Source organism: Yoonia vestfoldensis SKA53 (assembly GCF_000152785.1).
Lineage (GTDB): Bacteria > Pseudomonadota > Alphaproteobacteria > Rhodobacterales > Rhodobacteraceae > Yoonia > Yoonia vestfoldensis_A.
Genome location: NZ_CH672414.1, coordinates 1,614,899 through 1,626,592 on the forward strand (window position 1 = coordinate 1,614,899; position 11,694 = coordinate 1,626,592).

At 60.4% G+C, this 11,694-nt stretch carries 10 protein-coding genes; 2 read left to right on the forward strand and 8 right to left on the reverse strand.

Annotated features, from left to right (window positions below):
* Positions 1-5 precede the first annotated feature (5 nt).
* Together SKA53_RS07950 and clpS are read right to left on the reverse strand one after the other, a co-directional pair.
* Positions 6-977 (reverse strand): class I SAM-dependent methyltransferase, encoded by a 972-nt coding sequence (locus SKA53_RS07950; RefSeq protein ID WP_007205600.1) that lies wholly within the window; start codon positions 975-977, stop codon positions 6-8.
* Between the two features lie 25 nt (positions 978-1,002).
* Positions 1,003-1,326, reverse strand: a complete 324-nt coding sequence (clpS, locus tag SKA53_RS07955) for an ATP-dependent Clp protease adapter ClpS (RefSeq protein WP_242601250.1) — start codon at positions 1,324-1,326, stop codon at positions 1,003-1,005.
* Positions 1,327-1,605: 279 nt separating this feature from the next.
* Between clpS and SKA53_RS07960 the strand changes: the two genes are divergently transcribed.
* A complete protein-coding gene (locus SKA53_RS07960; protein ID WP_007205602.1) occupies positions 1,606-3,171 on the forward strand; it encodes a D-alanyl-D-alanine carboxypeptidase family protein in 1,566 nt (521 codons plus the stop codon).
* A 66-nt stretch (positions 3,172-3,237) separates the two neighbouring features.
* On the opposite strand, the gene SKA53_RS07965 is transcribed toward SKA53_RS07960, so the two are convergent.
* From SKA53_RS07965 to SKA53_RS07985, 5 genes are all read right to left on the reverse strand, one after another.
* Positions 3,238-4,842 carry an ABC transporter ATP-binding protein gene (locus SKA53_RS07965; protein ID WP_007205603.1) on the reverse strand — a complete coding sequence of 535 codons (1,605 nt, stop codon included), beginning with the start codon at positions 4,840-4,842 and terminating at the stop codon, positions 3,238-3,240.
* Positions 4,839-6,014, reverse strand: coding sequence for an ABC transporter permease (locus tag SKA53_RS07970; RefSeq protein WP_007205604.1), 1,176 nt, complete (start codon positions 6,012-6,014; stop codon positions 4,839-4,841). The genes SKA53_RS07965 and SKA53_RS07970 overlap by 4 nt, the downstream gene beginning before the upstream one ends.
* Positions 6,011-7,093: a microcin C ABC transporter permease YejB gene (locus SKA53_RS07975; protein ID WP_007205605.1), complete on the reverse strand. Its 1,083-nt coding sequence runs from the start codon at positions 7,091-7,093 to the stop codon at positions 6,011-6,013. Before SKA53_RS07975 ends, SKA53_RS07970 begins: the two co-directional genes overlap by 4 nt.
* Before the next feature lie 3 nt (positions 7,094-7,096).
* Positions 7,097-8,983 carry an extracellular solute-binding protein gene (locus tag SKA53_RS07980; RefSeq protein ID WP_242601251.1) on the reverse strand — a complete coding sequence of 629 codons (1,887 nt, stop codon included), beginning with the start codon at positions 8,981-8,983 and terminating at the stop codon, positions 7,097-7,099.
* Between the two features lie 187 nt (positions 8,984-9,170).
* On the reverse strand, positions 9,171-9,683 hold the full coding sequence (locus SKA53_RS07985; protein ID WP_040483214.1) for a c-type cytochrome: 513 nt from the start codon (positions 9,681-9,683) through the stop codon (positions 9,171-9,173).
* Positions 9,684-9,805: 122 nt separating this feature from the next.
* Between SKA53_RS07985 and SKA53_RS07990 the strand changes: the two genes are divergently transcribed.
* A complete protein-coding gene (locus SKA53_RS07990; RefSeq protein WP_007205608.1) occupies positions 9,806-10,663 on the forward strand; it encodes a prephenate dehydratase in 858 nt (285 codons plus the stop codon).
* 61 nt (positions 10,664-10,724) lie between these two features.
* Here SKA53_RS07990 and nudC read toward each other — a convergent pair whose 3' ends face one another.
* On the reverse strand, positions 10,725-11,693 hold the full coding sequence (gene nudC, locus SKA53_RS07995) for an NAD(+) diphosphatase (RefSeq protein WP_040483215.1): 969 nt from the start codon (positions 11,691-11,693) through the stop codon (positions 10,725-10,727).
* Between the last annotated feature and the right edge of the window lies 1 nt (position 11,694).

Genomic DNA, 11,694 nt, shown 5'->3' on the forward strand with positions numbered 1-11,694 from the left:
CGCGGTCAGCGCGTCGGTTTGGTGGCGTGGAACAGTTTGAAGGCGTTGTTGCCGCCGATTATGTCGACATTGCGGAAATTTTCCGACATGGCCTGTTCATAGGGCAGATGGCGGTTTGCAACCATCCAGAGCTTGCCATGCGGTGCCAACAGGCGGGACGCCGCTTGGATGAAGGCACGCCCAAGACCAGCGTCAGCGGCCCGCCCGACATGAAACGGCGGGTTCATGACGATACCGTCATAGGCTTTGTCGGGGGTGAACCGCAGCGCATCGGCCCAATGGAAACGGGCGCGCGGATCGGTCACGTTCAGCCGCGCGCACTGCAGCGACAGCGCCTCGGCCTCGATCAGGTCCAGCGATGCGACACTGTCGCGTGCCAGCACCGCCTGCGCCAGATAGCCCCAGCCCGCGCCCAGATCGGCCATACGCGCCGGCAATTTCGGCGGTAGTGCCTGGGCCAGCAGGGCAGAGCCGGCATCGACCGCACCGTCGGAAAACACGCCTGCGGCGGTGAAAAACCCATGTGGTCCCTGCACCGGCCCCGTCGCCGCCCAATCGGCAAACGCGGTGGTTGCAGGAAACCAGAACAGCCTGCCATGCCCCTTGGTGATTGACGCGATGTCACCCAAGCGTTTCCGGCACGCCTTGAACAAGCTGTCCACGCCATCGGTGCGCTGGCCATCAACAACGACGAGACTGGCCGTGGCGCAAGCCTGCGCGATCATCGCCTGCGCCTGCGCTTTGGCACGCGGGACAACAACGATCGCGGTCTCACATGGCGCAAGGTCTTGCGTGACGGTATGGCCCGCAATCTGCCAATCGGCCACATCAGGGTAATAGCTGTGCATGACGCTGACCGCATCGCGCGGCAGGTCCGAGATGTCAAAGCTGGCGGGCGGGCGCATCAGGCCAACATGGCCAGCGCCCAAGACCAAAAGGCCGTCTTGGATGGCGGTGCTAAGGCGGGACTGTGGCATATCTGTTACGAATAACGCGCAGGCGCTATTCTTTCTCCATCGTGCATTGCAGCGGGTGTTGATGACGCTGGGCGAAATCCATCACCTGCGCCACCTTGGTCTCGGCAATCTCGTGGCTGAAAACGCCGACGACGGCAACGCCTTTCTTGTGGACGGTCAGCATCAGTTCAAAGGCTTGGGCATGCGACAGGCCAAAGAACCGTTCCAGCACATGCACGACAAATTCCATCGGCGTAAAATCGTCATTCAGGATCAGTACCTTGTACATCGGCGGGCGTTTTGTCTTTGGCTTTGTCTCAAGCGCAACACCGAGGTTGCCGCCATCACGGTCCTCTTTGTCAGCCATCATGTGAAACTGTTCGCGCATCAAATGTCCTGTCATAGCCGTACATATAAACCATGCCCGCCCAGAGAAAAGGGGATCATGCGAGAAAGGGAAAACCCGCCAATCGCGGATATAGCGGGTTGACGGTGCGCTTATACCACATCTGCCATATCCACCCGATGAACGCCCCGAAAGTGTTTGAATTTAGGGTGTTTTCCGGCAAGCAAACTTGTGCTAGCGTTTTCGAATAATAATAAGGCCACCGGAAAAATCCGGGGCCAGAGGCAGCAAGAGGCAAACGACATGGCACGTCGTCCGGGACAGTTAGCCCATTACGGGCTGTATTTCTGCGTTCTGATTTTCATTCTGATCGCCGCTCCGATCCGCGGGGTTGCCGCCCCCTATGCGGCGTTGGTCATGGATGCGCGCACCGGCGAGGTGCTGCACGCCCGCAATGCCGATACCCGCCTGCACCCCGCCTCACTCACCAAGATGATGACGCTTTATGTCGCGTTTCAGGCAATCGAACGCGGTGAAATCTCGCTTGATACCGAAGTGACCGTGACATCCCATGCCGCAAACGAACCGCCGTCCAAGCTGGGGCTGCGCGCCGGTCAGCGCATTCGCCTGCGCTATCTGATCCGGGCGGCTGCTGTGCGATCCGCCAATGATGCGGCCACGGCCATCGGGATCGCGATTTCGGGGTCAGAAGAAGCCTTTGCCACGCGGATGAACCAGACCGCAGCCGCGATGGGCATGTCCAACACCACTTTCCGCAATGCGCATGGGCTGACACAATCGGGCCATTTATCCACGGCGCGCGACATGTCGGTTCTTGGGCGGCATGTGATCTATGATTTCCCGCAATATTATAATCTGTTTTCACGCAGGACGGCTGATGCCGGCGTTGCGACCGTGCAGCACACCAATCGCCGCTGGCTCGATTCCTATCCGGGCGGTGACGGGATCAAGACCGGCTTTACCAATGCGTCCGGTTTCAGCCTTGTCGCCTCTGCGCAGCGCGGGGACCAACGGATCATCGCGACTGTCTTTGGCGGCACATCCACCGCAGCGCGCAATGCGAGGATCAGCGAATTGATGGATATGGGGTTCAGCACGGCCCCCCGCAGCGCCAATGTAAACCGCCCGACACCGCCCGGCGCGATGGCCGAGGCCCCTGCGGACGGGTCCGTTGCCGCAGGCGACAGCCTGCGCGGCAGCGCGGGCAAGGTCATCCGCGTGAACGGGCTTGTGACACGCAGCTATCGCCCGGTTGGTCGCCCCGTGACGGCGCAGCCTGAACCTGAGATGTTGTTGTCAGCCACCGCTGACACAGAGGTCGTCGTGGCCGCCGCAGCCGATGCCACGCCGCAGGTCGATGTGGCCGCAAACGTCGATCAGGATATCATCAACGCCGTGCTGGCAGATGCCGTCAACGCAGCCTTGATGGATGTATTGGCCGAACAAGCACCTGCGCAGGTCGCCGAGGCCACCCCCGCAGTCATGCCACAGGCCCGTCCAGAACCACCGGCAGAGATGCAGATGGCGGCAATGGCAACGGTTGCGCCACCTGCCGAAAGCTTTGCGCCGGGTGAGCCAGAGGTTGTGACCCGTGTTTCTACATCGGGCGGGCGCCATTGGGGTGTGAACGTCGGTCGCTATCCCAGCCGGTTCGATGCGGAACGTGTGCTGCTCCAGGTCGCCTTGAACGAGATGAATACGCTCGACGGGGCCTTGCGCCGTGTCGTGCAACGGTCAGGCGGGTTTGATGCCAATTTCATGGGGCTGAACCGCGAAGCCGCTGATCTGGCCTGCCGCCGCTTGCAGGCGCGCGGCACCACCTGTTTCATGATCGGCGCCGACGGGTAGATCGCGGCGCGGCTGAAAAACTTTCTAGCCTCCGGCGGGAGTATTTTTGGAAATAAGAAGTTGGGGTCAGGCCGGAATGGCGCGCCCTTCAAAGGCGGCGGCCATCAACTGACGTGTGTAAGGGTGGTTGGGCGCGTCAAAGATGGCATTTGCTTCGCCCGCTTCGACGACGTCGCCCTGTTTCATCACCATCACCTTGTGCGACAGGGCGCGCACGACTTTGAGGTCATGGCTGATAAACAGATAGGCCAGCCGGTGTTTTTGCTGCAAGTCCCGCAGCAGCTGCACGATCTGGACCTGTACCGTCATATCGAGAGCGGATGTCGGTTCGTCCAGTACCAAAAGGCGGGGCCGCAGGATCATCGCGCGCGCGATGGCGATCCGCTGGCGCTGTCCGCCCGAGAATTCGTGCGGATAGCGGTCCATCATCGCGGGGTCGAGACCGACCTCGGCCATAATCTCGGCCACCATGTCGCGCCGGTTGCGCCCGGGATCGACCCCGTGGACGCCCAGACCTTCGGCGATGATCTGTTCGACCGTCATGCGCGGGCTGAGCGAGCCATAGGGGTCCTGGAACACGATCTGCATGTCGCTGCGCAAAGGCCGCATCTGGCGCTGGGTGAGGGTGTGGATGTCGCGCCCCATGAAGCTGATCCGCCCTTCCGACCGGATCAGCCGCATCACGGCCAGCGCAAGGGTTGTCTTGCCCGACCCGCTTTCGCCGACGATGCCCAGTGTTTCGCCTTCGCGCAAGCTGAGCGTGGCGCTGTTGACGGCCTTGATATGCCCCACAGTGCGTTTCAGCAGCCCCGCCGTGATCGGGAACCAGATCCGCGCGGCGTCGGTTTCCAGCACGGTGGCGGCATCGGCCGGCACAGGTGCAGGAAGGCCCGTCGACGAGGCCGCCAGCAGCGTTTGCGTATAAGGATGCTGCGGATTGGCAAAGATGTCGGCGGTCGGTCCCTGTTCGACGATTTCGCCGTTCTGCATCACGCAGACACGGTCGGCGATCTTGCGCACGATGGTCAGGTCATGGGTAATGAACAGCATCGACATACCGTCACGCTGTTTGAGATCGGCCAGCAGGTCGAGGATCTGCGCCTGGATGGTCACGTCGAGCGCGGTTGTCGGTTCATCCGCGATCAAAAGGTCCGGCCCGTTTGCCAGCGCCATGGCGATCATCACGCGCTGGCGTTGCCCGCCTGACAGTTGATGCGGATAGGCACCCAGACGGGTTTCGGGGTCGCGGATGCCGACACGGTTGAGCAGTTCGATGATCCGGTCGCGCACGCCATGGCCGCGCTGGCCCTGATGCAGCTCGATGCTTTCAGCCAACTGCTTTTCGAGCGTGTGCAGCGGGTTCAGCGATGTCATCGGTTCTTGAAAGATGAAGCTGATGTCATTGCCGCGCACCTTGCGCAGGGCCGGTTCGCTCGCGCCGACCATCTCGACGCCGTTATAGGTGATCGAGCCGGCCATGACCGCGCTGTCGCCAAGCAATTGCACCGTCGACAGGGCGGTCACCGATTTTCCAGAGCCGCTTTCACCGACGATCGCCAATGTTTCGCCACGCCCGATCTGGAACGACACGCCGCGCACCGCATGGGTCGTGGTGCCATCCTGCCGGAAAGCGACGCGCAGATCGCGGACATCAAGGATAGGCTGGGTCATTTCACGGGGGCCTTTTGCGCGACGGCAAGGTCTTGCGCGGTTACGACCGGAACGGACCCGTCGGCGATGAAGGTCTTGCGCGGGTCGAACGCGTCGCGGATGCCCTCGAAGATAAACACCAAAAGCGACAGCATGATCGCGAAGGTAAAGAAGGCGGTAAAGCCAAGCCATGGCGCTTGCAGGTTCTGTTTGGCCTGCAGGGTCAATTCGCCCAGCGACGGGGCCGAAGACGGCAGCCCGAAGCCGAGAAAGTCGAGCGAGGCCAGCGTGCCGATGGCCCCTGTCACCAAGAAGGGCAGCATCGTCACCGTCGCCACCATCGCATTGGGCAGCATGTGGCGGAACATGATCGTGCGGTCCGGCACGCCCAGCGCCTTGGCTGCGCGGACATATTCAAGGTTGCGCGCGCGCAGAAATTCTGCACGCACCACGCCGACCAGCGCGGGCCAGCCGAATAGCACCGTCAGAAAGACCAAGAGCCAGAAACTGCGCCCCAGAATGGCAAAGACGATAATGATGACGTAAAGCGACGGTGTCCCTGTCCAGATTTCGATGAACCGCTGGAATGCCAGATCGGTCCAGCCGCCGAAATAGCCCTGCACCGCACCCGCTGTGATCCCGATGATTGAAGCAGAGATTGTGACCATCAGCGCAAAAATGATCGACAGCCGGAACCCGTAGATCACCCGCGCCGTCACATCGCGTTTGGTGTCATCGGTCCCCAGCCAGTTCAGCGCAGAGGGCGGAGCAGGCGCAACGCCTGGCCGGTCAACGATGGTATTGTAGGAATACGGGATCACCGGCCAGATCATCCAACCGCGCTGGAACCCCTCGCCCAGATCCTCGCCTGCATCCACGGCGGCGATCAGCCCGTCAGGGTCGTCGAAACAGGATTCCATGCCGCCGGTCTTGATCAGGCATTGCACCTCGACATCCTGATAGCGGGCCTGGGTGGGGAAATCGCCGCCGAAATCGCGTTCGGAATAAAAGCTGACAATCGGCATCCGCCAGTCGCCTTGATAGCTGACAAGGATAGGTTTGTCGTTGGCGATCAGTTCCGCAAACAGCGACAGACCGAACAGCACGCCAAAGATGATCAGCGACCAGACCGCACGGCGGTTACGCTTGAAATTGCGCCAGCGGCGCTGGTTGAGAGGGGACAGGCGCATCATGTGTTGCGCGCCTCGAAATCAATGCGGGGGTCGATGAAGACATAGGTGATATCGGTGATGATACCCACCACCAGCCCGATCAACGAGAAGGCGAAGAGCGTGCCAAAGACCACCGGATAATCACGCGCCACGGCCGCTTCGAACCCCAGCCGCCCCAAACCGTCAAGAGAGAACAGCGTTTCGATGATCAGCGATCCGCCAAAGAACACGCCGATGAAAAGCGCCGGAAAGCCCGAGATCACGATCAGCATGGCGTTGCGGAAGACGTGGCCGTACAGCACGCGGGATTCCGACAACCCCTTGGCCTTGGCGGTGATAACGTATTGTTTCTTGATCTCGTCCAGAAAGCTGTTCTTGGTCAACAGCGTCAGCGTGGCAAAGGCCGAAATCGTGGATGCCAGCACAGGTAGCGTGATGTGCCAAAGGTAATCGAGGATCTTGCCGATCAACGACAGATCCGCGAAATTGGATGAGGTCAGCCCCCGCAGCGGGAAGATGCGGTAATAGGACCCCCCTGCAAACAGCACGATCAGCAGGATCGCGAACAGGAAACCGGGGATCGCATAGCCGATGATGATGGCGCCACTGGTCCATGTGTCAAATGGGGTGCCGTCGCGCACGGCCTTTTTGATACCCAGCGGGATCGAGATCAGGTAGGCGATCAGCGTGGACCACAGGCCAAGTGTGATCGACACCGGCATCTTTTCCATCACCAGATCGAACACGCTGATCGACCGGAAATAGCTGTCGCCAAAATCGAACCGCATGTAGTTCCACATCATATTGAGGAACCGCTCTAACGGCGGCTTGTCAAAACCGAATTCGCGTTCCAGCTGCGCGATGAATTCGGGCGGCAGACCGCGTGCGCCAACATATTCGCTGCCGTTGTCAGCGCCGAAATCGGCATCACCCCCCCCGCCGGAAAAGGATTCGAACACATCGCCGCGCCCTTCGAGATTGGCAAGGATCTGTTCAATCGGGCCGCCCGGCACGAATTGCACCAGCGCAAAGTTGATGATCATGATCCCAAGCAAGGTCGGAATGACCAACAACAGCCGTCGAAGGATATAGGCGCCCATAACTTACCGCAACGCGCCGGCGGCGATCAAGGCATCGGCCTTGCCTTGATTGAACCACCAGTAATCCAGATAGCCGAGGCCAAATTCCGGCAGGTTTTCGGGGTATTCATACATGTCGAAATAGGCGACCCAGTTTGCGCCAAGATACCATGTCGGCACCATGAAATAGTCTTGCCGCATCACGCGGTCGATGGCGCGGACGCCTGCGGCCATTTCTTCGTAATCATCGGCACCTGTCACGAACTTTGCCAGCGCATCAACAGCAGCCGAACAGAAACCCGCAGGGTTGAACACGTCGTCACGGTCTTCGCAGCCATATTTCTGTTCGATGCCAGTGCCTTCCTGCAACCCGCTGCTGTAGGCGCCAAAGATCATGTCGTAATCGTTTGATTGCGTGCGCGCTTGATATTGGGGCGGATCGACACGGTTATAGGTGGCATTCACGCCCAGCCGTTGCAGGTTTTCGATATAGGGTGTGATGATCCGGTCAAACGATTGGCGCGTTTCCAGAAATTCAATGTCAAGCGTCCGCCCATCCGCATCGCGCAACATGCCGTCATTGCCCGGCGTAAAGCCCGCCTGTTCCATCAGATCAAGCGCGCGGCGCAGGTTGTCGCGGTCAAGCGGGCGATCACCGCTGGTATGCGGCATAAAGGCGTCTTCGGTGAAAATCGCCTCTGGCAGCATGGCACGCACGGTGTCCAGCATTTCCAGCTCGCGCCCTGCGGGCTGGCCAGCGGCGCGCAGGCGGTCGTTTTCCCAAAAACTGCTGCGTTGCTGGAACAGACCATATTGCAGGTTATCATTGGTCCACGTGAAATTATACATCAACCCCAGCGCCAGCCGGACATTGCGGTCCTGCAGTTTTTCACGCCGCAGGTTGAACACAAAACCTGTTGCCGCAGGCAAGGTGCCATCGGCCAACGTGTCGCGCACGACCCAGCCTTGGTCGATGGCGGGGAAATCATAAGATGTCGCCCAGTTGATCGAGGAATTTTCGCGCCGGAAGGTGAATTCACCCGCCTTGAACGCCTCGAACGCGGCGGAACTGTCGGCGAAATATTCCACACGGATGGTGTCGAAATTGGCGCGCCCGATGTTGATCGGATGGGTTTGCCCCCAGTAATCGGGGTTGCGGCGATAGATGATCTGGCGGCCCGGATCGACGCTGTCGACCATATAGGGGCCGGTACCGGGCGCTGTGTTGAGCCGGCTTTCATCCAGCCGCGCGCCGCTTTCCTCGAACCAGTCTTGCGGCATGACGATCGTATTGGCCATCTGGCTGACGCGGCCACGGCGCGGCGATTCCGGATTGAAGGTGAATTTGACAGTGTAGTCGTCCAGCGCCTCGGCCCCTGTCACCAGCTGGGTGATGCCCGCGCGAAACGACGGCGTGCCCTGTTCGGCGAACAGGTTATGGGTAAAGACCACATCCTGCGATGTCATCGGCGTGCCATCCGAAAAGGTCACGTCATCGCGCAGGTTGAAGATGACCCAAGCCTGATCGGCAGGATATTCCAACGTTGTACAAAGCAGGCAGTAATACGACCCGACCTCGTCATCTGTACTGTCCATCATGCGTTCATACATGACAGAGGACAATGACCCCGGCGTGCCCGACAATGTGGCAAACGGGTTCATACTGTCGAATGACCCGTCGGCGGAAATGCTGATCTCTCCGCCTTTGGGCGCAGCGGGGTTCACATAATCCAGATGCGGAAAATCGGAGGGATATTTCAGGTCACCATATTCGTTGAACCCGTGCGACACGATGATGTTGGACGCGGTCTGCGCGCGCGCGTCATGTGCCGCCAAAAGCGCAATCGCAGCGATCGACCCAACGGCCCAAAGACGCATATGCAGTGCCTGGTCGGGCTGCGGCTGTGCCATGACACGAACCTTGGGGCGATAAGACATCATAAACTCCAGTTTCGACAAGCCGTATGGTTAAATAACGCTACGGCGCGGATCGGCAAAGATTCAAGTTGAGAATGCGTGATCATTCCGTGTTCATGTGCATATACCAATAAAAAAGGCCGCCCGGTAGCGGGCGGCCTTTGGTCACATGCCTGGCCGATTAATTGAACGTGGCCAGATAGGCGATCAGGTTGGCGCGGTCTTCGATCGCGCGCATCCCGTTATACCCCATCGTCGTGCCGGCAGCATAGCCGCGGGGGTTTTCCAGAAAACCGTTCAGATTTTCGGGGGTCCAGACATCGGCAGCTGCGATCAGCGCACCTGAATAGGAGAAGTTATCATAAAATTGCACCGGGCGGCCCACAACACCATAGAGCGCGGGACCTGTGCCATGCACGCCGGGTTCCAGCACATGGCAGGCACGGCAGTTGCGCCACAGCGTCTCGCCGTCAGCCGCGCTGGCGGAGGCCATGATCACGGCGAAATCAACCTCTTCCACGGCCTCATCCTCGGTGGACGCTGTCTCTTCCACGGGGATGATATAGGCCTGTTCGCCGTATTCATGCCCGCCGCCGAAATAGATCGACGATGCAAGCCAGGCACCCAGCAGGTAAACAAGCAAAGTCGCGCACAGCGCGCCTACGGCTTTGGTGATTGTCATTGTGTCGAACATGTCGCGGTCCATTCAGAGATAAAAGTCAGCAGACATGTATCCGCTTCCCCCCTGCCGTTGCAAGGTATAGTGGCGCGACGAAATGCCCATTTTTGGCCTTTGCTGTCCGGGGGGACACAATCATGTCACGCAACATCGCCTTTCAGGGGGAATTGGGGGCTTACGGCCACGAAGCCTGCGCCACTGCACGCCCCGATCACACGCCCCTGCCCTGCGCCACATTCGAGGATGCCATCGCCGCCGTGCGCAATGGCGATGCCGATCTGGGGATGATCGCAGTCGAAAATTCGACCTATGGCCGCGTGGCGGATGTTCATTCGCTGCTGCCCGAGAGCGGGCTGCATATTGTCGATGAAACCTTTGTGCGGGTGCATATCAACCTGCTGGCCAAACCGGGGGCAAACCTGTCCGACATCGACACCGCTGTCGGCCATCCTGTGATCCTGCCGCAATGCGCGGGATTTCTGCGCAAGCACGGCATTGCGGGCCGCACCAGCACCGACAATGCCCGTGCCGCACGCGAAGTGGCGCAGGGGTCAGACCTGACCACAGCGGCGCTTGCGTCGGAACTTGCCGCGCAGATCTATGGCCTGCAGGTGCTCGCCCGCCATATCGAGGATCATGACCGCAACACCACGCGGTTCCTGATCATGGCCCGCGCGCCTGACCAGACACGGCGCGGCGATTTCGGCATGGTCACCAGTTTCGTCTTCCGTGTGCGCAACATTCCGGCCGCGCTTTACAAGGCGATGGGCGGCTTTGCGACCAATGGCGTCAACATGACCAAGCTGGAAAGCTATATGGTCGGTGGCCAGTTCACCGCGACACAATTCTATGCCGAAATCGAAGGCCATCCCGAGGATCGCAATGTCCAGCTTGCGCTGGAGGAGTTGCGCTATTTCACCGATCATCTGCTGGTGATGGGCGTCTATCCCGCCGCGGCACGCCGCCATGAGGCCGCAGCCAACGCGGGCCTTTGATAGTCATCAAAGGGCGATACAGGTCACATCGGCGATCGCGGCATGGATATTGGCCCGCATGTCAAGGCGCATCTGCGCTACCATCATAGCTGCGGTCGGCCAGCCAGTTTTCGATCAGGAAATGCGCGATGGCGCCTTTGCGCGCGGGCTTGATTGTCGGGTGCAATCCCGCAAAGGACAGCGCCATATCCTCGCGGCTGATCCACAACGCGTCTTCGATCTCGGTCCGGTCAATGCTCAGGTCGGTGCCCAGCGCATCGCCCGCACAACCAAACATCAAAGACGCTGGAAACGGCCAAGGCTGGCTTGCCAGATAGCGCACGGCACCGACATGGATCCCCGCCTCTTCGCGCACTTCGCGGCGCACGGCGGCTTCGATCGTTTCGCCAGGTTCGACAAAACCGGCCAGCAACGAATACATCCCCTCGGGCCAGCCGGGGGACCGGCCCACCAGCACGGCGTTGCCATGGGTAATCAGCATGATGACGACAGGGTCGGTGCGCGGGAAATGATGCGCGCCGCAGGCCGGACAATCGCGCTGCCAGCCGGACATGGCGATCACGCTTTGCGCGCCGCAGCGGGCGCAGAACCCGTGCATGTCGTGCCATCCCAGCACCGCCTTGGCGGTCGCGGCCAGTTCGGCGTCGCGCGGGGTCAATCGCGTCATGATCGCGCGCAATTCGAAAAAACCGGCACCTGCGGGCATCGCCGGATGCTTTTGCTCTGACGGGTCAAGAAAGGTGTCCAGATGCGTGATGTCAAGATCAGGCGGCGTCCAGCCCGATAGATCAGCCGCAAAGACCGGCCCCGCATCATCGCGCCCCAGCAAGATCAGGTCCGGCGCGGTATCGGCCATCACCGGATGATCCAGCGGCACCTGCACCAGCGTGTCATCAATGACCATCGGCTTGCCACGCCACAGCAGGATCGCGCGCGCCCCCGCTTGCCCCGCAACAGCCGGATCCGCCCGCAAATGCGCCGCACGGTCCAGCGCAGAGCCACCAAAAGTCACTGTTTCAGATAACATCATC

Coding starts and splice junctions, on each gene's coding strand:
- SKA53_RS07950 (WP_007205600.1), bottom strand. CDS start 977: ATGCCACAGTCCCGCCTTAGCACCGCCATCCAAGACGGCCTTTTGGTC.
- clpS (WP_242601250.1), bottom strand. CDS start 1,326: ATGATGGCTGACAAAGAGGACCGTGATGGCGGCAACCTCGGTGTTGCG.
- SKA53_RS07960 (WP_007205602.1), top strand. CDS start 1,606: ATGGCACGTCGTCCGGGACAGTTAGCCCATTACGGGCTGTATTTCTGC.
- SKA53_RS07965 (WP_007205603.1), bottom strand. CDS start 4,842: ATGACCCAGCCTATCCTTGATGTCCGCGATCTGCGCGTCGCTTTCCGG.
- SKA53_RS07970 (WP_007205604.1), bottom strand. CDS start 6,014: ATGATGCGCCTGTCCCCTCTCAACCAGCGCCGCTGGCGCAATTTCAAG.
- SKA53_RS07975 (WP_007205605.1), bottom strand. CDS start 7,093: ATGGGCGCCTATATCCTTCGACGGCTGTTGTTGGTCATTCCGACCTTG.
- SKA53_RS07980 (WP_242601251.1), bottom strand. CDS start 8,983: ATGGCACAGCCGCAGCCCGACCAGGCACTGCATATGCGTCTTTGGGCC.
- SKA53_RS07985 (WP_040483214.1), bottom strand. CDS start 9,683: ATGTTCGACACAATGACAATCACCAAAGCCGTAGGCGCGCTGTGCGCG.
- SKA53_RS07990 (WP_007205608.1), top strand. CDS start 9,806: ATGTCACGCAACATCGCCTTTCAGGGGGAATTGGGGGCTTACGGCCAC.
- nudC (WP_040483215.1), bottom strand. CDS start 11,693: ATGATGTTATCTGAAACAGTGACTTTTGGTGGCTCTGCGCTGGACCGT.